The 21170-nt window shown below is 29.6% G+C and carries 29 protein-coding genes; 11 read left to right on the top strand and 18 right to left on the bottom strand.

Annotated elements, in window-relative coordinates; translation table 11 throughout:
* Positions 1-51: 51 nt before the first annotated feature.
* Both ACVC08_RS05040 and ACVC08_RS05045 read left to right on the top strand, forming a co-directional pair.
* On the top strand, positions 52-1191 hold the full coding sequence (locus ACVC08_RS05040; protein WP_452601229.1) for a cysteine desulfurase family protein: 1140 nt from the start codon (positions 52-54) through the stop codon (positions 1189-1191).
* Positions 1192-1234: 43 nt separating this feature from the next.
* Positions 1235-2023, top strand: coding sequence for an alpha/beta fold hydrolase (locus ACVC08_RS05045; protein WP_452601230.1), 789 nt, complete (start codon positions 1235-1237; stop codon positions 2021-2023).
* On the opposite strand, the gene ACVC08_RS05050 is transcribed toward ACVC08_RS05045, so the two are convergent.
* The 13 genes from ACVC08_RS05050 to ACVC08_RS05110 all read right to left on the bottom strand — a co-directional run bounded on the left by ACVC08_RS05050 (position 2020) and on the right by ACVC08_RS05110 (position 11696).
* Entirely contained in the window at positions 2020-3135 is a 1116-nt protein-coding gene (locus ACVC08_RS05050; protein ID WP_452601231.1) for an SDR family oxidoreductase, read from the bottom strand. The two genes, ACVC08_RS05045 and ACVC08_RS05050, sit on opposite strands and share 4 nt — an antisense overlap.
* Positions 3136-3215: 80 nt before the next feature.
* Positions 3216-3389: a Lacal_2735 family protein gene (locus tag ACVC08_RS05055; RefSeq protein ID WP_452598396.1), complete on the bottom strand. Its 174-nt coding sequence runs from the start codon at positions 3387-3389 to the stop codon at positions 3216-3218.
* Between the two features lie 86 nt (positions 3390-3475).
* Positions 3476-3862, bottom strand: a complete 387-nt coding sequence (locus ACVC08_RS05060) for a DUF2306 domain-containing protein (RefSeq protein ID WP_452601232.1) — start codon at positions 3860-3862, stop codon at positions 3476-3478.
* A 140-nt stretch (positions 3863-4002) separates the two neighbouring features.
* Positions 4003-4473, bottom strand: coding sequence for a GNAT family N-acetyltransferase (locus tag ACVC08_RS05065; protein WP_452601233.1), 471 nt, complete (start codon positions 4471-4473; stop codon positions 4003-4005).
* A gap of 61 nt (positions 4474-4534) precedes the next feature.
* Positions 4535-5242, bottom strand: coding sequence for an endonuclease/exonuclease/phosphatase family protein (locus ACVC08_RS05070; protein WP_452601234.1), 708 nt, complete (start codon positions 5240-5242; stop codon positions 4535-4537).
* 141 nt (positions 5243-5383) lie between these two features.
* Positions 5384-5887, bottom strand: coding sequence for a DinB family protein (locus ACVC08_RS05075; protein ID WP_452601235.1), 504 nt, complete (start codon positions 5885-5887; stop codon positions 5384-5386).
* A gap of 102 nt (positions 5888-5989) precedes the next feature.
* Positions 5990-6883 carry a hypothetical protein gene (locus ACVC08_RS05080; RefSeq protein WP_452601236.1) on the bottom strand — a complete coding sequence of 298 codons (894 nt, stop codon included), beginning with the start codon at positions 6881-6883 and terminating at the stop codon, positions 5990-5992.
* Positions 6867-7589 (bottom strand): DNA alkylation repair protein, encoded by a 723-nt coding sequence (locus tag ACVC08_RS05085; protein ID WP_452601237.1) that lies wholly within the window; start codon positions 7587-7589, stop codon positions 6867-6869. The genes ACVC08_RS05080 and ACVC08_RS05085 overlap by 17 nt, the downstream gene beginning before the upstream one ends.
* Before the next feature lie 3 nt (positions 7590-7592).
* Positions 7593-8072 (bottom strand): DUF1572 domain-containing protein, encoded by a 480-nt coding sequence (locus tag ACVC08_RS05090; RefSeq protein ID WP_452601238.1) that lies wholly within the window; start codon positions 8070-8072, stop codon positions 7593-7595.
* Between the two features lie 87 nt (positions 8073-8159).
* Entirely contained in the window at positions 8160-9236 is a 1077-nt protein-coding gene (locus ACVC08_RS05095) for a DUF418 domain-containing protein (protein WP_452601239.1), read from the bottom strand.
* A gap of 68 nt (positions 9237-9304) precedes the next feature.
* On the bottom strand, positions 9305-10258 hold the full coding sequence (locus ACVC08_RS05100; protein ID WP_452601240.1) for a DUF5694 domain-containing protein: 954 nt from the start codon (positions 10256-10258) through the stop codon (positions 9305-9307).
* Positions 10259-10351: 93 nt separating this feature from the next.
* Positions 10352-11155 carry a LytTR family transcriptional regulator DNA-binding domain-containing protein gene (locus ACVC08_RS05105; RefSeq protein ID WP_452601241.1) on the bottom strand — a complete coding sequence of 268 codons (804 nt, stop codon included), beginning with the start codon at positions 11153-11155 and terminating at the stop codon, positions 10352-10354.
* 100 nt (positions 11156-11255) lie between these two features.
* Complete coding sequence (locus tag ACVC08_RS05110) at positions 11256-11696, bottom strand: hypothetical protein (RefSeq protein ID WP_452599080.1); 441 nt, start codon at positions 11694-11696, stop codon at positions 11256-11258.
* 98 nt (positions 11697-11794) lie between these two features.
* Here ACVC08_RS05110 and ACVC08_RS05115 point away from each other — a divergent pair, with 98 nt between their 5' ends.
* Both ACVC08_RS05115 and ACVC08_RS05120 read left to right on the top strand, forming a co-directional pair.
* Positions 11795-12571 carry a tRNA pseudouridine synthase A gene (locus ACVC08_RS05115; RefSeq protein WP_452601242.1) on the top strand — a complete coding sequence of 259 codons (777 nt, stop codon included), beginning with the start codon at positions 11795-11797 and terminating at the stop codon, positions 12569-12571.
* A 44-nt stretch (positions 12572-12615) separates the two neighbouring features.
* On the top strand, positions 12616-13299 hold the full coding sequence (locus ACVC08_RS05120) for a DUF2461 domain-containing protein (RefSeq protein WP_452601243.1): 684 nt from the start codon (positions 12616-12618) through the stop codon (positions 13297-13299).
* Positions 13300-13375: 76 nt separating this feature from the next.
* Here the strand turns inward: ACVC08_RS05120 and ACVC08_RS05125 are convergent, their stop codons facing one another.
* Complete coding sequence (locus tag ACVC08_RS05125; protein WP_452601244.1) at positions 13376-14221, bottom strand: AraC family transcriptional regulator; 846 nt, start codon at positions 14219-14221, stop codon at positions 13376-13378.
* 98 nt (positions 14222-14319) lie between these two features.
* On the opposite strand from ACVC08_RS05125, the gene ACVC08_RS05130 reads away from it, so the two are divergent.
* The 5 genes from ACVC08_RS05130 (at position 14320) to ACVC08_RS05150 (ending at position 17929) form a co-directional block, all read left to right on the top strand.
* Positions 14320-15297: a polysaccharide deacetylase family protein gene (locus ACVC08_RS05130; RefSeq protein WP_452601245.1), complete on the top strand. Its 978-nt coding sequence runs from the start codon at positions 14320-14322 to the stop codon at positions 15295-15297.
* A 229-nt stretch (positions 15298-15526) separates the two neighbouring features.
* The gene (locus tag ACVC08_RS05135) at positions 15527-15955 is read left to right on the top strand and encodes a DoxX family protein (RefSeq protein ID WP_452601246.1); all 429 of its coding nucleotides are present in this window, start codon (positions 15527-15529) and stop codon (positions 15953-15955) included.
* Complete coding sequence (locus ACVC08_RS05140; RefSeq protein WP_452598830.1) at positions 15939-16319, top strand: hypothetical protein; 381 nt, start codon at positions 15939-15941, stop codon at positions 16317-16319. Before ACVC08_RS05135 ends, ACVC08_RS05140 begins: the two co-directional genes overlap by 17 nt.
* Before the next feature lie 3 nt (positions 16320-16322).
* The gene (locus ACVC08_RS05145; protein WP_452601247.1) at positions 16323-16820 is read left to right on the top strand and encodes a DUF1097 domain-containing protein; all 498 of its coding nucleotides are present in this window, start codon (positions 16323-16325) and stop codon (positions 16818-16820) included.
* Between the two features lie 2 nt (positions 16821-16822).
* On the top strand, positions 16823-17929 hold the full coding sequence (locus ACVC08_RS05150) for an alkene reductase (RefSeq protein WP_452601248.1): 1107 nt from the start codon (positions 16823-16825) through the stop codon (positions 17927-17929).
* On the opposite strand, the gene ACVC08_RS05155 is transcribed toward ACVC08_RS05150, so the two are convergent.
* Positions 17908-18252 (bottom strand): winged helix-turn-helix transcriptional regulator, encoded by a 345-nt coding sequence (locus tag ACVC08_RS05155; protein ID WP_452601249.1) that lies wholly within the window; start codon positions 18250-18252, stop codon positions 17908-17910. The genes ACVC08_RS05150 and ACVC08_RS05155 overlap by 22 nt on opposite strands.
* Before the next feature lie 106 nt (positions 18253-18358).
* On the opposite strand from ACVC08_RS05155, the gene ACVC08_RS05160 reads away from it, so the two are divergent.
* Together ACVC08_RS05160 and ACVC08_RS05165 are read left to right on the top strand one after the other, a co-directional pair.
* The gene (locus tag ACVC08_RS05160; RefSeq protein WP_452601250.1) at positions 18359-18958 is read left to right on the top strand and encodes an NAD(P)H-dependent oxidoreductase; all 600 of its coding nucleotides are present in this window, start codon (positions 18359-18361) and stop codon (positions 18956-18958) included.
* Between the two features lie 12 nt (positions 18959-18970).
* Complete coding sequence (locus tag ACVC08_RS05165) at positions 18971-19261, top strand: putative quinol monooxygenase (RefSeq protein ID WP_452598835.1); 291 nt, start codon at positions 18971-18973, stop codon at positions 19259-19261.
* A gap of 44 nt (positions 19262-19305) precedes the next feature.
* On the opposite strand, the gene ACVC08_RS05170 is transcribed toward ACVC08_RS05165, so the two are convergent.
* The 3 genes from ACVC08_RS05170 to ACVC08_RS05180 are packed head-to-tail and all read right to left on the bottom strand — an operon-like array spanning position 19306 to position 21150.
* Positions 19306-19734, bottom strand: a complete 429-nt coding sequence (locus ACVC08_RS05170) for a DUF4268 domain-containing protein (RefSeq protein WP_452601251.1) — start codon at positions 19732-19734, stop codon at positions 19306-19308.
* A gap of 9 nt (positions 19735-19743) precedes the next feature.
* Positions 19744-20415, bottom strand: coding sequence for a ZIP family metal transporter (locus tag ACVC08_RS05175; protein WP_452601252.1), 672 nt, complete (start codon positions 20413-20415; stop codon positions 19744-19746).
* Between the two features lie 3 nt (positions 20416-20418).
* Positions 20419-21150, bottom strand: a complete 732-nt coding sequence (locus ACVC08_RS05180) for a class I SAM-dependent methyltransferase (RefSeq protein WP_452601253.1) — start codon at positions 21148-21150, stop codon at positions 20419-20421.
* Positions 21151-21170 lie beyond the last annotated feature (20 nt).

Consider the following 21170-nt stretch of genomic DNA (forward strand, 5'->3'; position numbering starts at 1 on the left):
TAACAAAAATTGAACTTGTTTAGTGTAAGAAAATAATAAACAGAGAAGTTGATGAAAACGGTATATTTCGATAGCGCTGCTACTACACAATTAAGAGAAGAAGTTATTTTAAGAATGACAAAAGTTATGCAGGAGAACTATGGAAATGCTTCATCTACGCATAGTTTCGGGCGTTCTTCTAAATCTCTTATAGAGAATGCAAGAAAAACCGTTGCTAAATATTTAAATGTTTCTGCATCTGAAATTATTTTTACATCTGGGGGAACCGAGGCCGATAATTTAGCGTTACGAAGTGCTGTAAGAGATTTAAATGTTAAAAAAATAATTACGTCAAAAATTGAGCACCATGGCGTATTGCATACAATAGACCAGTTGCAATTAGAATACGATGTTGCAGTAGAGTATGTAAAATTAGATACTAATGGCCATGTAGATTATGTACATTTAGAACAATTACTTAATTCACCAGAAAAAACATTGGTAAGTTTAATGCATGTTAATAACGAAATAGGTAATATTTTAGATATTAAACGAGTAGGAGCGTTGTGTAAAGCTAATAACGCTTTATTTCATAGCGATACTGTGCAGTCTGTTGGACATTATGTATTAGATCTACAAGAAATCCCCATTGATTTTATGGCAGTTAGTGCCCATAAATTTCATGGGCCAAAAGGTGTTGGTTTTGCTTTTATAAGAAAGCAATCTGGCTTAAAACCTTTAATTTTTGGAGGAGAACAAGAACGAGGTATACGTGCTGGTACAGAAGCTGTTCATAATATTGCTGGTTTAGAGACCGCATTAAAACTATCGTATAAAAATCTTGAAGAAGAACGCAACTACATAAAAGAGATTAAGTCTTATTTTATTAATGAATTAACTAAAGCATTCCCAGATGTTCATTGTAATGGTGCAAGCGGAAACTTAAATGAAAGTACTTATACCGTTTTAAATGTTTGTTTACCAATTGCAGGAGACAAAGCAATGTTATTACTTTTTAATTTAGATTTAAAAGGTATAGCATGCTCTAAAGGTAGTGCTTGCCAAAGTGGAAGCTCTAAAGGATCTCATGTATTATCGCAAATATTATCTGAAGAGCAGCTAGAAAGGCCATCACTTAGGTTTTCTTTTAGTAAGTATAATACAAAGGAAGAAGTAGATTATGTTATAGAAGCATTAAAATCGTTTGTATAATCTCTAATTATTGTATTTTAGCTCCTTAAAAATAATCTAGACTTTGTTAAATCATCATATTTATTTGCATAAAACTTCTAAACAATGGGTAACCTTTGTACACGGAGCAGGAGGGAGTTCGTCCATTTGGTTTAAACAAATAAGAAGTTTTGGAGCTGAGTTTAATGTGTTAGTTTTAGATTTAAGAGGGCATGGAAACAGTAAACCTGCTTTAAAGGATGCTTTTAATTCTAAATACACTTTTGATTCTATTACTAATGATATTGTAGAAGTTATAGACCATTTAAAAATTGAAAAATCTCACTTTGTAGGGATTTCTTTAGGGACTATTTTAATTAGAAACTTGGCAGAAAAGCATCCAGAACGTGTAGAGAGTATGATTATGGGAGGTGCTATAATGAAACTTAACTTTAGGTCTCAAGTATTGATGAAGTTGGGCGTTATTTTTAAATCTGTTGTACCATACATGTTATTGTATAAGTTTTTTGCTTTTATAATAATGCCAAGAAAAAATCATAAAAATTCGCGATTGCTTTTTGTAAACGAAGCTAAAAAACTGTACCAAAAAGAGTTTGTACGTTGGTTTAAACTAACTTCAGAAATAAATCCATTATTACGTTTTTTTAGAGCAAAAGACATTAAAATCCCAACATTATATGTTATGGGAGAAGAAGATCATTTATTTTTACCCTCTATTAAAAATGTAGTTGCAAAACATATTAAGTCGTCTTTATACGTCGTTAAAAACTGTGGACACGTTGTTAATGTGGAACAACCAGAATTGTTTAATAAAGAGACTATTAAATTTATTAAAGGGATTAGTTTAGCTTAGTAACTTTTTATAAACTTTTTCTCTACTGAGAAATTAATTAGGTTCATGAAATTTTCGTGAACTCCTAAATTTTTATCTAGTTGTAACTGTTCTATTAATTTTAAAATAAGGTCTGGCTGAAATTGTAAGTCGGGAATAGATACATATTTTTCAAAAAGCCCACCTATACTTTTATAATATAACTGCTCGAAGAGGTTTAGGTCTTCCGGCCTTTCTTCAATATATTCATAACTATTTATATTAAAAGACTCTAACACATCACCAACATAATCCTTATGTAAAATCTGTTTAGGGTTTACAATGTTTAGTTCTTTGATTTCAGGGTTTAAAAAAGCATAAAGCACTGCTTTTGAAACAAAATCTACAGGGACAATATTTAAACCACTTTTTTTGTCTATCCAAATTCTAAAATTGTCTATAGATTTTTTAGCGTACTTATCTAAAAATATAGCCCAAGAATAAAATACATCATATTTTGGAGTTTCGTAGAACGGCATATCTATTAATCGTCCACAAATAATACTTGGTCTTAGTATTTGAGATTGAATGTTTTTTGCATTACAAATCTCTTTTACATAGCGTTCACTTTCATATTTAGATTGCTCGTAAGGATTTCTAAAATCGGTTACTTCGTATTGTTCTATAGTATCATTAACTTTCTTATTCTGTATTCCAAAAGAATAGGCAGTACTTATGTATATAAAACGTTTAACATATTGGGGTATATGTTCTAACAGTTGTTTTGTTACTAGATAATTTTGAGCGTGTACTTTTTGTTTAGAATCTTTGGTGTGTAATAGGCTTGTAGAACCTGCACAATGTATTACTGTATCAAAACTATAATTTTGTAAAGTTTCTTTTGTTATAGTCGATAAATCATAGGGAATAACTGTAATTTTCTTTAAGCAATCTTCTAAAGAAAAATCATTTAAAAAAGCAGGGCGTGTTTTATGTTGTAGTATATTTTGTAAGCGTTGTTGAGCAGATGCTTCACCATCCCTAATAACAACAAATAAATGATTTACTGTTTTTTCTATAATGGCTTTGTGTAGCCATTCAAAAATAATATGACTCCCAACAATTCCAGTTCCACCAGTTAATAAACAATTCATAGTAATATTAGTATCCTAAATTATGAATCTGCGAAGTTACTATTATCTAGAATAATATACCGATGAAAAATAAATATTGTTTAAGCGCTTTTTTGTAGTACTTCAATTTGATCTAGTAATGTTCTAGCTTCAACTTGTCTCTTATCGCTTTCTTGTCTGTTAGTTTTAGACAGTTTATGTGCTTCTAGTAATAACTTTTTGTATTCATCTTGTAGTTTATCTAATCTACTTTTCTTTTTAAATAATCCAAACATAATCTTTTTATTACAAAGATAAAGCTGCTAAGGTGTAATAGATTAAAGGTTTTGTTAATTGTTCTGTTATAATTTTCTTAAAAATGTTAACCAAAAATAACATTGTGTAAATAGCGACCAGGCATTAAGGTAAAAGCTCCTGCAATAACCAATGCCCAAATATAAAGTATAATCATTTTGCGTTTATGTACAATTATATTCCCTTTTTTTATAGCTATGTATGCTGTAGGTATTGTATATAGTGTTAGTATGCTAAATGTGTGTACCCATCCAAAGTGATTAAAAAGCGTTGGTCCTACTACTGCTGGCATAAATAGAGAAACTATAGTGGTAAATAGCATAAGAATCATGTATAGCTTCCCAATAGCTTTATGTATAGGTGTTCCTTTTTTCAACAAAAAACTTATAGTTCCTAATATAAATGCTGGTAATACAGTATAAAGATGGATAAACATTAAAGTTTTGTAAGACATATTTTTGTTTTATAAGTTAGTGTAGTTGTTATTGTACACTGTAAAGGTCTTACATTACCTGTATAACTATAAATAATAGTTTCTGAGTTGTATTTTATTTAGGATGAGATGTTTTTTAATGGTCTAAATTATAATGTATTTTAGTTTTCAAGTCTATAAACAAACTCTTCTATTTCTTTTTTTCTTGCATTTGCAAATCCTTTTTCTTTTCCAATAGATTTGAAACCAGATTTTTCAAGAACTTTTTGTGAAGCATAATTATCAAAAGCGACTCTTGCAAAAAGAGGTCTTTTGTTAGTTAATGTAATAAATTGCTTTAAGCCTATTGTTGCATAGCCTTTTCCCCAATGCTTTTTATCTATCCAATACGATATATTGGTTTCACCCATGATATCAAAATGTATTACACTACCTATAATTGTATCTTTTACCCATAAAGTTTCCATTTTTATGTTTGGGTTCTCTACAATTTTACTCCATTTTTCCATGTAAGTGTCCTTGTTACAAGGATCTTCTGCTGTAAAAGCAGCCATCCATATAGCTTCACTATTGGTTTGAAAAACAAATAAAGTTTCTAAATCTTCTTGTGTCGTTTTTTTGAGTTCAATCATTTTTATTAGTTAGATTAATACATGTTTAGCTATAGTTTACACGCTCTTTTATATATAATAATTAAAAAAAGACTTCTAGTTTTACTATTAGTGGACGATGATCTGAAACAATAGGTGCTTTCCTTAGCTCTACGTTTGTCTTTTTTAAAGTCACACTGGCCGAATTTCTATAAATAAGATGGTCTATCTCTACTTTATTTTCACCTTGAAAACTTAAATTGTCTTGTCCTTTTTCTACAAACTTAAAGCCTTGTGCTTTAAAATATTGCATTGTTGGTGAATTAGGGGTGCAATTAAAATCACCTGTTATAATCGCTGCTTTGTTTAATGTATTAATATAATTTACCAATGCTTTTGCTTGACTTAATCGGTTATTACTGCCTTCTTTATTTTCAACCCAATCAAAATGAACATTTGCAAATACAATATTACAGTATTTAGTTAGTTTTATTTCTTGAACTATGGCAATACGTGGTTCATACAAAGCATCAGGTAGCTGTAGTAATTTAGTAGACACTATTGGTTTAGCAGATAAAGTAGCCATTCCATAAGCTCCGCCTTGAAGTTTCATGAACTCACCAAAAGTCCCTTCCATATTTGTTTTTTGAGATAAATAGGCTGTTTGCCCAATACTGTCTGATCGTAAACAAAAATTATCTACTTCTTGTAACCCACATAAATCTGGTTTTTCCGATTTTATAATTTTTGCAGAGCGAGACAAATCTAAAATAGTATCTAATCCTAAGCCATGCCTAATATTATAAGACATTATTTTTAGATTAGTGGATTGTTCTTTTTTTAGTTTGCATGAGGTAACAAAAACTAAGCAAACGAGAATGTATATAATTCTTTTCATTTTTTATTAGTAATCCACAACGCTTAAATAAACTTTGTTTTAACGCAGTTTTGGTTATGTTAGTTGCTGGTTTATTTTGGTTTGGAATATTTCTATTTGTCGTCTGTGCCTTAATACATGAACAATTGCATGCTGTATCAATTGTTCAACATCGAAGGTTTGATTCCATCTAACTTTAATTTTATGGTTAGAGTCTAATTCGGTCAATTTTATATTTGGATGGTTATTGAAGAGAGTTTCTGTAAAATTAAACATTTTAACTAATGCTAAATTATAGTCCTGAATACTATTTAGCGTTTCTCTATCTTTATAAGCAACATCTTCGCCTAACCACTTTCTTATTTCTATAACATAAGTATAACCGCTTTGAACGACATGAGTTAAAATTGATTGAATTGATTTGCAATCCTCATCTTTTGTTTCTGGGTCTACTACCAATTCCAGTTCATTCTGGTTTAAGTCCTTAATAATTAATATTAGATTGTTTATGGCCCTTTCGTATTCGTCAAGAAGAGCTCCTATTGCTCCATTGGCTCTATATTTCTTTCCTTTTGTCATGTAGTCAACTATACTTAGTTCCTTTATAAGCCTAAATATAATTCATTTTAATAATGTGATTATAATTATTAAAGGGAAACTCTAGAATACTAGAAGTAACTTTTATTTTTTCTCTATAAAATCTTTTATGCCATAAGTTATAGACAACTCTTTCATTTTTTTTGAAAACGCATGCCTGTAAAAGTTAGGTAGTCCGTTACTATTTTTAAAATAATGATTGTACCTATCTTCTAATTGCGGATAATGTTTTTTTATTGCATTTAAAATAAGTGTTTTACTATCGGCTTTACCATTACCAAAAAGTGTTAGTGTAGCGGGTAAAATATAATCTACTTTTGAAGCTTTAAAAGTAGAAAATAACAAATTTAAGTGTGCAGTAGTATCAGAAATAAAAGGTAATAAAGGCATTAAACTTACGCCAGTTAAAAAGCCTTCGTTTACTGTGTTTTGTAATGTTATTTGTCGTTTGGATGGCGGTGTAGCTCCTTTTTCAAAATGGTTAGCTACTGTATCATGTAATGTAGAAAAAGAAAAGGAAACGATAACACCTTTGCTTAATCTATTAGATAAATCATTAGGTATAATTGCTGTAGCATTAATATCGTGTAATAAATCGAAATCTCTTTCTATACCATCAGATTTTGTGATGACATGTACGGGGAATTTATATTTCTTTATTAGCTTTAATGCATTCCTCGTTAATTCATAATCTTTTTCAATAGGCATGTATGGTTCTGTAGCAGAAGAGAGTACAATAACTCCATATTGTTGCTTTTTTGCTCTATTGTATAGTTGCCTGTCTAATATTTCTATAGCATTAGTTTTAACAGACATACTCTGTTCTAAATTTGTGCCATACTTACTTCCTCTAATGTAGCAATACAAACAATTAAAAGAACAACTACTGTAGAGGTTAATAGTATAATCGTCTAAAAACCAAGGGTCTCTTTTTTTAGTTTTATTTAAAACCGATTTTACTTCAACTTCTCTTGGCATATTCATATCTATTTAAACCAATGGAAATTTTATTTTTAAACCAATTCTCAACAGTATTGGTATTATTAATTTCATTATGGAAGTCTTTTATAATTTCTGGATGAAATTTAGCTGTCGTTTTTGCAGCCCAACCAATACCTTGTCGTATTTCTTTATTTTTAGTATTGGCCATAGTTAACAATAGCTTAAAAACGGTTTTTACGTGATTGGAGTGTAATCCTTTTTTTATAGCATAATGTGTACCTGCACCTAGAGCACGAATAACCCAATGCGTTTCGTGTTTAGAAAGGCGGTTAAATTCTGCAATTGTAATATCTGGATTATGTAATAATGAGTAACCATAAACGCGTTCGCCAATAATATCGCAAACATACCAAATGTCTGCATCTGCAATATATTCTGTTGCTTTATTAATAGACTCTAAAAAATGATCTTCTAATCGTTTTTGTAGCATAATACCTAAAATAACATTACTGCCTTCAGTTTTTAAAGCCTGTATTTTATCGCAAAAAAGAAGATGCTCGTTTGGTTGTAAGCGTAGATAAAATTCTTGAGCACAATACTCTAAAAGTGGAAATTTTACTTTTTGCGATAGTAGCAATGTTTCCAATTCATGCAAACATTCTATTAAACCTTCTGAGTAGTATAAGTTTAAACATTTAATGAGACGTTCTTTTACTTCAGCTTTTCGTGTAATTACTTTCAATGGTTATAGCATATTATCTGTTGGTAATAACTTTTTTATTAATGTAATTTGCCCTAAATGGTAATAACTATGCTCTATCATTGCATTTATATTTCTTCTATAATTGCCATGTTTTTCATCTACAAAAATAGCTTCTAACGTATTATCAGGGAAAGTTTCTAAAATAGAGGCAAAGTCTTCTGCATTTGTTAACAAGGTATTTACCAATTTTTGCCAGTCTTTTTCTGATGTTATTGGAGTGCAATTAAAACTATAAGCATCTTTAATATCTAAATTGCCTCCTTTAAAAACATTGAGTACACCAGCAATATAATAATTAATATGAAAGGTTAATGCAGCTATCGTATTTAGGTTATATACTTTATAGGTCGCTTGTTGCCATGTTATATTTAAAAGTTGAGCTTTATAGTTTGTATTAGCAATCCACGTACCATTTAAAATAACTTCTCTAAAACGGTTGGCTATTTGTTTAGTCGTTTCCATGTTTATTTTTTAATTAGTAAAATAAGAAATAAAATAGAGTAGTTATTAATAATTTAAGTGATTAAGTCTTATTTATTTTAAACAGCACTAGTTTGTTAGTTTTTTCATTACCCATTCTAAAGGCCCAACAGTTTTATGCTTTAACCAAAGTACAGCAAATATGATGCATAAGGCACTAAAAATTAATCCATAAACAACAGAAAATACTAAAGAATATTCTCCTAAAGGTTTTAAGTGCAATATGTCTATTAATCCCATACCAATAACAACATGGGCGACATAAAAACTTAAAGCTAACTGCCCAGTTTTAGCTAGAGAAATAATAAGAATGTTATGTTGTAGTTTTTTAGAGATTAAAAGAGAAAGCGAAATGATAAATAAGGCAAAACTGCTAGCTGTAATCATATAAAATGGGAGTGGAGGCATTGGGCTTGTTCCAAAAATTTGAGAGAGTTCTAAAGTAGTACTAGGTGCTCCATTAGATAATAGAGCGATAAAAACCATAGATAAAATTTTAAAAGTTAAAAATACTCCTAGACTAATTATAATAGATTTTTTTATAAAAACAGTGTTGTTTAAATCTTGCCTGCCAAACCATAAGCCAATAAGCATAAAAACAACCCAAGGCATTACTGGATGAAAACCATTATAGAATAAGTTTCTTATAAAACCTGCAATACTCCAAAAATTAGCATACTCGAAGGTTTTAAAGTTCCAATTGGTTTCATAATTAAAACAAATAAGAAATACTGGATACAAGAGAATTATTACAAGTGCAGCTTTTAAAATAAATAAAGGCTCCTTTTTTATAAATAGTAATGTAAATAGCATATATATGCCATAAAAATGAAGTATATCTGCTGGCCAAATAAAAAGATAAGACAATCCAATAATAAACAGGAGTATAGCTCTTTTAATAATCTTTAGGTTTCTTTTTTTTAGTAGACTAGTATTATTAGTTTCAAGAGCTTTATTGGTTATAAATGCAATACCAATTCCTGCTAAAACAACAAATGTAGCTGCGGCTTTACCGTCTAAAACAGAAACAATAGATTGTAAGCCTACAGACCCTTTGGACCCAAATACCATTTTAAAGTTTACTATAATCATGCCTATTATAGCTAAAGCTCTAGCGACATCTATTCCTATTAAGCGTTGATTCATATATAAATGGAGTCTTTATTTAATAAGACGTAAATTAATACTAAAAGGTTGCTTTACTTTTCTCTTTTTTATTCATCTGCCATTAATTTTACTTTTAAATTGGGGTATTTTGCTTTTAAAGCTTTTTCTAAGCCAACAACATGCGCAGCTCCTACAATTACAATGTTTTTTTTATGTTTATTGGCTATAACTTGAGTAGCTATGTTTTTTGCCATTCTTTCGTTACGTTCATTCCAATAACGCTCGCCTAAAGTACAACCTTTAGTCTTTTGGCTAGCGTATGTAAACGAACTCATTTTGTGTAACCGGTTTAATGACTTTCGTTTGTTTACATGTTTTCCAAGTTTTCTAAAAATAGCAGGTAGAATAGCACTATTATAATCCTTTTTATATAGTTTATTATTTATAGCATTGTTTCCATTTGTTTTGCCTTCTGTATTACATTTACGCCATGCATCATGATATTCTCCATTTGTTCTTTGGTCGTCCATTGGTGTTAATGTTTTAATGTTTAAAGCTATTGCTAATGGTATAGATAAATCTCCGTCTTCATGTCTTGTAGGTTTCTTAGACCCTTTTATACCATGTTTTTTAATATAAGTATAGAAATGATAATTGGGTTCGTTTCTTAAGTATGCAAAACTGGTAATTAAATACTTTAAATCTGAAATAGTTAATGCTTTAAAAGTTTTTTTTAAGATAGTATTAAACTTAGTTTCATTAAAAGTGAATGTGTTTTTAAGCGAATCGGATAACTTATAAAATGCTTGATAGTTTTTTGACCATCCGTTTTTTAGATATTCCCAACTAAGCGTATCGTTTGGCATTGGACTTTCTACATAAATAGCTTGTGGATTATACTTTTTAGCATATTTAAGCATCGGTTTATAACTGTGTTTTACAATTTTTGGAACTGTATGCATAGTGCCCACAATTAAAATTTCTTTTTGAGTATTGTCTTGTGAAAATGTGTTTGTAATTGCAATAAAAAACACGATTAAAAAGGTGATTGTAGTTTTCATAATATAGAAAATGTTAGTTAAACGTCTTGAAGCAAAACTAATTATGAAAACACTATAAACTCAGTTATATAGTACGTTTGGGGCGAAATAAAGCTATACTGTGGTGAAATTAATAGCTGTTTTTACATGAGAAGCATAAGTTTTAGAAACAGGAACTTCTACCGCATGAGAAAGTAAAAGAAATGGTTTCCCTTTTTCTGTTTTCCACTGCTTAAAATGAAAAGGGTTTATAATATAAGAGCGATGTGTTCTTAATAGTTCAGGAAATGTTTCTGCAATAACTGATAATTTGGTTCTAATTAAACTTTTTTTCAAAATAGTACCAGATAAGTAAAAGACTTCTACATAATTGTCTGATGATTGTATACAAACCAATTCGTTTAAAAGTAAACGTATACTTTCATAATTTCCTTCACCTTTAATTTCTATCCTTTGCTCTTCTAATTTTTTGTCTTTATATTTTCCGAAGGCATAACGGCCAAAAATTATAATGGGTAAAATAGTTGCCATAGCTGGCAACATAATATAATTTAAATGATAAGAAAATGAATAGGGATTGGGCTCACCTGCAACAATAATATAAAGATAGAATAGTCTTAAAAAAACAATACATATTAGACAAAGCGAAACAATAAAGATTAGTTCCTGTGTTATAGTCCAAAGTTGTTTGTTTTTTTTATAAAGATAGTATTGTAATGGAATAAAAAACAAGTATATAATAGCACCAATTCCTCCATACAACGGTAAGTATATTAATTTTTCACGAGCTGTAAGTTCATTAACATCTAACGGTTCTGTAAAATATAAAAAAACAAAAATCCATATTGCTAAACCTAGTGCAATTATAAAATGATGTTTTAAATTAGTATCAAAAGGGTATCTTTTTTTTAAAAGCATAGATTTAATAGTAGATGATAAATCTAAAATTATTTAATAAAATAAAAAAGACATTAAACCGAGGTTAATAATGTCTTTTAGAGAATAGTTGGTTAATTTATTATGAGATCCAGCCTTTGGCTGTCGCATTTTTCGAGTAAAAATATAAGAATACACCAATAACTAATACCATTATTGGCATAATTATAAAACCAGGACCATAAACCTCCATAGCTTTACTAATAAAGACATTATAAATCATCTGTACTACAATGGCTATTAAAGAGATTAAATATAATGGAGTTGCCCAACGCTTTCTTAGTAATAATAAAACACTCGCTAAAAAGCCAAAGAAAACAGCAATGGCAAAAGCACCCATTACCCAACCTGGCGTATTTAATGCCATTTCTAAAACATTCTCATCTGGATACATTGCTTTAAAAGCATCGGTTTGATAGGCCTGTTGTAAGTATTGATTAACACCCATTGCATTCCAGATAACAGCAATAGCTGCTATAATCCAGAACATTACTGGAGGTTTTTGAGTTGTAGAATTAGTCATAAAAATTTAGTTTTATAGGTTAGATTGCTCTACAATGTATAAAAATTTTGTTAAATCTCATATTATCGATTACTTTCGAAGCTATTAAATAAACTATTTTGAATAAGTATTTCTACGTTATAAATATCCAATATCTAGGCTATCGTTTTCATGGTTGGCAAAAGCAACCTAATTTAAAGACTCTGCATTTAATGGTAGATAGAACCTTAAATTATATTCTTGAAAAACAATACTTTAAAACCTTAGTTTCTGGTAGAACAGATGCAATGGTTTCTGCAGAAAATGCCGCTTTCGAGTTATTTTTAAAAGCACCTATTGAAGATTTTGATGCCTTTTTAGAGTTGTTTAATTATAATTTACCGCAAGACATTCGTGCCTTAAGTATACGAGAAGTTGATGCAAAGTTTAATATTATAAAACACTCTAAAGTTAAAGAATACATTTATATGTTTGCTTTTGGCGGTAAATTTCATCCCTTTTGTGCGCCAATTATGACAACAATTTTAGACGATTTAGATGTAGAGCTTATGGCTGAAGGCGCAAAGTTGTTTGAAGGCGAACATTACTTTAAAAACTATTGCTATAAACCAACAGATAACGGTATATATAACAGAACCATTTTAAGTTGCGAATTAGTTAAAAACACAAAGTATACAGCAAATTTTTTTCCCGAACACAGCTATTTACTAAAAGTAAAAGGCAAAGGCTTTATGCGTAATCAAATACGTTTAATGATGGGAACTCTAATAGAGTTAGGGCAGGGTAAACGTACACTAGAAGATATAAAAGCAAGTTTAAAAGAAGACTATTCTGGACAGATCTATTATATAGCTCCGGCATCGGGATTAATATTAAATAACATTGCATTTGAATAAGGCTAAAAGCTTTTGTAAATTTAAAATCTAAAACTTAGTTTATAATGAGTACTACTGTAGATAAAAACGTGTTTCCTTTTTTTAAAAAATTAGAAAAAAATAATAATAGAGACTGGCTTAATGAAAATAAACCAGAATTTAAAGCACTTGAAAGCAATATAAAAGTATTCTATAACTCTATTTTAGAACGTTTAAATGTACATGACGAAATAGATAAATTAAAGCTTTTTAGAATTTATAGAGACGTTCGGTTTTCTAAAAACAAACTACCATATAAAACTCATTTTGGAGGGGCTTTCCATAGAACAAAACCAAGACTTAGAGGCGGTTATTATTTACACTTACAGCCCAATAATGAGAGTTTTATTGCTACTGGATTTTGGGAACCTGCTAAAGAAGATTTATTACGCATTCGTAAAGAGTTTGAAATGGACGACCAAGAGATACGAGATATTATAAACAATAAAACGTTTAAAAGTATTTGGGGAGAGTTTGTTGGAGAAGAAGTAAAAACGGCACCTAAAGGATTTAGTAAAGAGCATCCAGCTATAGACTTAATAAAAAAGAAACAATTTATTTTTACTAGGAAATTTACAGATAAAGACGTTTTAGCTTCAGATTTTTTAGATAAGGTAGATGATGCTTTTAAAGCTATTAGACCCTATTTTGATTATATGAGTGATGTATTAACTACAGATTTAAATGGAGTCTCTATGTTAGAAGATTAGATTTTAAAATAGGAGATACAGAAACTAAAAATGTAATTATTTATTACCAGAAATAGAATAATAGCAAATTAATTCATTAACGGCATTCACTGGGGTTTTTACCTACATATTTTTTAAATGTTTTATTAAAATGACTAGAATCTACAAAACCTGTTTTTTCTGAAATTTCAGAAATAGTTAAATTGGTTTGCTTTAATAAACGCTCTGCCATTTTTACTTTGGTTTGAATAACATATTGTTGTATAGATATACCAATGTGTTTTTTTATAAAGATACTAACATAATTTGGAGACATGTAAAAGGCTTTAGCAATAGACTGTATTTTAATTCTTTCTTTATCAAGAACATGCTGCCTAACATAAGTTAAAATAGTATCAATTTTTTCTTTATCAGAAACCTGAGGATTGTGTAACGTTTTAGTACTAGATTTTAAATTCCTTGAAATAATAATAAGTAAAGCTCCAAATAATTCTACTAGCACGGCTCTATTGTAAACTAAAGAAGTTTCAATTTCGTGTTTAATTAATTCGTATAAATTAAATAATTGTTTTCTATCAGAATCATAAGCAACGATGCTTTCAGGTATAATATTAGAATAGAAAATAACAGTTTCTAGGTTTTTCCTCCAATGCTTACTTGAAGCTACATTTGCTTTTTCTAAAAATAGTTGTTCAGTAAATTTTATAATCCCAAAAATAGTAGCCTCAACAACTACAAATTCGTGTTCGTCTTTTGGTGTTAAAAAAAAAATATCCCCTTCCTTATATTCAATAGTACTCTCGTTTAGTTTATGCCAACCTCTTCCTTTTATAATAAAAGTCAGTTCAAAAAAATGATGCTTATGTCTAGGGTATCCCCAGTTGTTAACCGCTTCAAATTGAAGTACATCTAAGTTTTTAGTAATATAAAATCGTTTTGACACTCTAAATGATATATTTATACAAATATACAATGTATTTATACAACATTAATGCTTGTATTCTCTTCTACCTTTGTCTTAATAAATTAGAATAAGAAATTATGAAAGCAACAATAACAGCAGTCCTCATTATAGTATGTTTATTTGGTCTGTACTCATGTAAAGAAAAAAGTAAAGGAGCCATTCAAGTAAAACATAAACAACAAGAAGCACCTTCAGGAAAGTATTGGCCAAATGGAGCTCAACTGGTCATTTCATTTTCTATGCAGTTTGAAACTGGAGGACAACCAGAAGGGGCAGAAAGCCCATTTTCAGGAAATCCATTACCAAAAGGAAATCCAGATTTACCAGCAGAAAGTTGGTTTCGTTATGGAGCAAAAGAAGGGGTTTACAGAATGTTAAACCTATGGAGCAAACACAATATAAAAGTAACTTCTCATATTGTAGGGGAAGCAGCAATAAAATACCCAGAAGTTGCTAAAGCAATAAGTAATGAAGGCCATGAAATAGCAGCACACGGAATAGCATGGAACGATCAATGGAATTTATCTTACGCAGATGAATTAGCATTTGTTAAAAAAGGAATAGATACAGTAGAAGCAATTACAGGGCATAGGGGTGTTGGTTACAATAGTAACTGGTTACGAAGAAGCCCAAATACACTAAAAGTATTACAAGAACTTAATTTTCTTTATCATATAGATGATTTAAGTAGAGACGAACCATTTATAACCAAAGTAAGAGGAAAAAACTTTGTTGTTATGCCATACACTTTACGAAATAACGATATCGTAAATATAGCTGGTAAAAATTGGAGTCCAGACCAATTTTTGGCTCAACTAAAAACAGAGTTTAACCAATTATATCAAGAAGGAGCTACTAAAAGAAGAATGATGAGTATAAGCCTGCATGATAGAATAGGAGGTGGCCCAGCCATTGTAAATGTAGTAGACCAATTTATACAATATGCCAAACAACATGAAGGAGTCGTATTTATGCGTAAAGACGAAATTGCGAAAATGATAAAAGATGACCCTAATACACCTATAGATAATTCAGAAATAAACTATAACAAATAAGAGCTTTAGTATATTAATTGTTAGAGTTTTTAATTAAAGTAATTAAATAAATTATTTAAACCTTATTAAAAGAGTAGTAAAATAAAAACCATTATCAAATTAGTAATAATTACAATAGTAATCATTGGTAATGCCCAAAATAATCCTCCATTTCAATTAGAGAAAGATTGGGAACTTACTGGATTTAAAAACCCAGAAAGTGTTTTTTTAGATTTTAAAAAACTAAAAAATGAATAAGAGACAAGAACAAATAGCATTTCTATTATTGCGTATAACAATAGGAGTAAACTTTCTAGGGCATGGCTTGGCACGTTTCTCTAAACTAGAAGTATTTAAAGAGTGGATGGTAACTAGCTTTAAAAACAGCATAATCCCAACTCCATTAGTAGCAATATGGGGAAGTATATTACCCTTTTTAGAGTTTGGAGTTGGGTTGTTATTAATTATAGGATTATTTACATACAGAGCAAGTGTTACAGGAGCATTAGTAATTATTATGTTGCTTTTAGGCTCTACATTAATTGAAAAATGGGATTGGGCAGGAATGCAAATGATTTATGCTCTATTCTTTTATATATTAATAAACCATATCAATAAAAATTACTATTCAATTGACACTATAATCTACTCTAACAATGAAAATGAAAATAATAAATAAAAGCGGCAATTGGAGTGCCTTGTGGACAACAGATTTGAAAAAATCCTTAAATGAAAACTTAAAAAATGAAACCGTTGGAGAACACTTATTATTAGAAAACGATTTTATAAAAGTTTGGAGTATACATTTGCCAGCAGGACAATCGTTACCCTTTCATAAACACAATAAACCTTATTTCTATACAGTAAAAAATGAAGGTAAATCAAGATCCTATTATGCAGATGGAGCAATAATAGAAACAGAATATGAAAAAGATGATATTAAGTATTTTAATAATTTAAACACTACCAATTTTTTTACTCATAATTTAGAAAATATTGGAAATACAACATTAATATTTACAACAGTAGAATTTAAAAAATAGACAATGAAGTATAAAAACGCAATCTTACACGCACTTTTAGTCGGGCTAATATCTGCCTTTGTAATATTGGTTTCAGGTGTATTAGCTGTAAAAGCATGGGTTGTATTTTTTGGTTGGGCAAATTACTTTTTGCACGCATGCAATATGAAAAAATCCTTTAAAATGTTACTGGCCTTTTTTGTGGGTATCTTTATTGCTCTTATTGGCACTTATGCCATTGCTTACTTAAACACAATGGCACCAGCACAAACCGAATTATACGTAACAGCCTTTGTTGTTTTTTGGGTAGCAACAATTTTAATATTCCTTGAAATTATAGAAGATTGGGGAGAATTTGTACCAGCAACATTTTTGGGAACAGTTCTATTTTTTGCATCAGGAGTAACGTTTACAACCATAATACCCGAATTATTAGTTCCTCTACTCGTAGGAATATTTGCAGGATTTACAACCATATTTAGTCGAGAAAAATTAAACTTATTATTAAATAAAAGACAATAAAAATGAAAAATACATTATTTACACCATATAACATGGAAGGGATTTCATTAAAAAATCGTTTTTTAATGGCGCCAATGACACGATCAAGAGCATCACAACCAGGAGATATCCCTAATGCATTAATGGCAGAATATTACGGGCAAAGAGCATCGGCAGGACTTATTATTACAGAAGCAACACAAATATCACTTCAAGGAAAAGGCTACTCTAAAACACCCGGAATTTACACTAAAGAGCAAATTGAAGGATGGAAACTAATAACAAATGAAGTACATAAAAAAGGAAGCAAAATATTTTTGCAATTATGGCATGTAGGTAGAGTATCTAGTTCTAAAGTAAATGGATTACAACCAATAGGACCCTCTGCAAAAATAGCGAAAGAAACTAAAGTTTATATTTTTGATGGAGCACCCAATGGAGATGCCACTTTTGTACCAGTTGAGACACCCAAAGCGATGCAAAATGAAGATATTGCACAAGTTATTGAAGAATTTAGAATTGGCGCTAAAAATGCTATAGAAGCTGGGTTTGATGGTGTAGAAATTCATGGAGCAAATGGCTATTTAATAGACCAGTTTTTAAGAAGTAACTCTAATTTTAGAGTAGATGACTATGGTGGAAGTAAAGAAAATAGAGTTAGACTATTAACAGAAATAACTAAAGCAGTAGTAAATGAAATAGGCTCAGAAAAAACAGGTGTTCGTTTATCTCCATTTATAAGTTTTAAAGATATGAATGATCCCGAAATTTTAGAGACTATTGAGTTAGCCACAAAAAAAATGGAAGATATAGGAATTACCTACATTCATTTATGTGAGGCAGACTGGGATGATGCTCCCCAAATACCTCTTAGTTTTAGACATCAACTACGAGATACATTTAGTAAAACAATAATTGCAACAGGAAATAAAACACCAAAAGAAGCTAATGAATTGCTGGACGATAACTTGGTAGATTTAGTTGGTTTTGGTAGGCATTTTTTAACTAACCCAGATTATCCTAAGCGTGTTAAACTTAATGCACCATTAAATAAAATTACAGATAACCATACACTATTTGGAGGCGGTACGGCAAAAGGTTATACAGACTATCCTTTTTTAGAAGCATAATTTTCAATTACAAAATCGCCCCAATTAGCTATCGATTTAATTAATGGAATAAGTGTTTTACCAAAGTCGGTTAACGAATATTCTACTTTTAAAGGAGGTTTAGTAGTATACACTGTACGTTGTATAATATTATCCTCCTCTAAAGCTTTTAATTGTAAACTTAGCGTGCGTTCTGTAACCGTTGGTATTTTTTTTCTTAATTCATTGTAACGTAAAGTGTCATTTAATAAATGATATAAAATTACAGTTTTCCATTTTCCTCCAATAATACCCATTGTTAAACTTGCGCAGCATGGATATTCTTTTCCGTTATAAGTATGCATAAATTAAAGTTAAAATTATACTATCCTTTTAGACCGTTATTGCAAAGATAAAATACTATACTTAGTTTTGCAACTATAAAAAGTATAGTAATTAAAAATATTTAAAATGAGTTTTATAGAATTAATGAATAAGCGTTATACTACAAAAAAGTATAATAGTATAAAGAAAATAACAGAAGCAGATAAAAAAGCTTTAAAAGAAATTTTAAGGTTAAGTCCGTCATCTATAAATAGTCAACCATGGAAATTTACATTTGTATCAGATAAAGATATTAGATACAAACTGTCTGAAGTATCGTGGTTAAATAAAGGTAAAGTGCAAGACTGTGATACAGTTGTTGTATTTAACAGAATTAATGACTTAGCTTTATTTGAAGAGCAAATAGAACGCGAATTACCAAAAGGAGCAGTAGACTATTATAAAGAATTTATAAAACCAATGCCCGAAGCACAAATAAAAGCATGGTTTGATAGACAAGTGTATTTAGCCTTAGGTATTTTTTTAAGTGCTTGCGCAGAAATGGGAATAGATTCTACACCAATGGAAGGCATAGAGCCAGAGAACTACAATAAAATACTAAAAAATAAAAACTATACTACAATAGTTGCTGTAGCTATAGGGTATAGAGACGAAGAGGATAGTAATCAACCTCATAAAAAAGCAAAATCTAGAATAGATATCGATAAAATAATAGAAACGATTTAAAAGTTTAAGCATATGAGTAAACTAACAATTGTAGCGAAAATTTTAGCTAAAGCAGATAAACGAGAGTTAGTAAAAAGAGAACTATTAAAGTTAATAGACTTAACTAAAGCAGAAGAAGGCTGTATAAACTACGATTTACACCAAGATAATGAAAATGAAAATTTATTTTTATTTTATGAAAATTGGAAAAATAAAGCGCTTTGGCAAAAACATATGAATAATGTGCATTTAGCCGAATATGTTATAGCAACGGAAGGAGCAGTTGAAGATTTTGTACTTAATGAAATGACACAAATAGAATAGTAACTATTAGCAAGACATAAAGATATTATTAAAGGCAAGATAATTTAGTCTTTAATAATATCTTTATACGTTTCAAAGAAGGCTTCGAAAGCACTCATTTTCTCATTAAAAAACTCCATAACCATTTGCCAAGAGTTTTTATTATGAATAGAAACTTTTTGATCTAAATACAGATGTATTCTGGAGATTTCTTTACCATTCTCTAAATAATATTCCTCTTCAAAAATGGCATCGGGTAAATACTCGTCTTTTAATATCGTTTTAAGCGATTGTAGCTTCTCCCAGTATTTAATTCTATTTTCTAAATCATCTTCCAAATCTAAAAATACAGCAGCAGTTTTATTATCAAAATGAAATTTAAAGCTAAAACCTTTAATTTTTGTATTATATAAAATCCATTTTCTTGGGAAAGACTTTCCAAAGCTTGTCCAAAAAAGTTGTCGTATTTGTCTTGATTCTTCCTTTGAGAACATAAGTTTTAATTAAATATAGTAAGCAATAACTACAGCAGAAACAATAGTTAATAGTTTTGTAATATTAAATTTATGGCCTTCGTTACTTTCAAATAAAATAGTTGTAGAAATGTGAAGAAAAATTCCAATTACTATAGCAGAAATTTCCATAAAATAGGTTTGTATAAACTTAAAATTGGCCGATAAAAACATACCAAAAGGAGTCATTAGTGCAAATAATAATAAAAATAATAAAGCACTAACTCTGCTTAATTTTGAGGCTAACAAAAATGTAGCTAAAATAATAGCTACAGGTAGTTTATGTATAATAACACCATACATTAAGTTGTGGTGCGTTTCTATGGGGATACCCTCTAAAACACTATGTATACTTAAACTAATAAATAATAACCAAGGAAAATTTGTTGCGTTTTTATCTAAATGTACATGGCCATGTTCTGCGCCTTTAGAGAAAAACTCTAAAATAATTTGTAGCAAAATACCAATCATTATAAATAAACCTACATGTTTACTATCATGATGATACACTTCTGGTAAAAAGTGAAATACGGTAATAGATAATAAAAAAGCACCACTAAATGCTAGTAATAATTTAAGGTTTTTGTTTTGTTTAGGTTTTAAAAGCCAAACAATTAAAAAACCCAATACTACAGAAATAATAGGAAGTATAATTGTAAGCATTCGCTATTTAAAAATAAGGATTAAACGTTCGGATGATTTTTTATCAAATTTACGTAATTTATAATCACCGAAAATATCTATTAAATGTATGCCCGCTTGTTCAAAATACGCTTCAAAATCTGCTAAAGTTAACGCTTTAACGCGTTCTTGAAATTGATAGGCTTTATCCTTATAAGTAAACGAAATATCTTTTACTATAAACCCATCAATAACAGAGCGTTTTTGGTGGAAATCTATACCATCAACAGTTTTTATATTTTCAGGTACTAAATTATCTATAACATAATCACTATTCATAAAATCAATAACGCCAAAACCAGTTTCGTTTAAATTAGTTTTTATAGCTTTTATAGTGTTTAAATTATCCTCAGGATTATCAAAATAACCAAAACTTGTAAAAAGGTTAAAAACAGCATCAAACTCCTCATTAAACGACTTGGTCATGTTATGAACCTTAAAAGTTAAAGTTTCATTCTCAAATTGTTTAGCATGAGCAATACTATTTTCAGATAAATCCACACCAGTTACGTTAAAACCTAGTTTATTTAAATGAATGGAATGTCTACCTTTTCCGCAGGCTAAATCTAAAATTTTACCATGCTCAGGAATGTTTAAATATTCGGTAAGATTAAACATAAAGGCTTCAGCTTCTGTATAATCTCTATCTTTATATAATATGTGGTAAAACGGGGTATCAAACCAAGAGGCATACCATGTTGTTTCGTTTTCTGTCATAATTTTTCTCATGAAAATGA

Source organism: Pontimicrobium sp. MEBiC06410 (assembly GCF_053601615.1).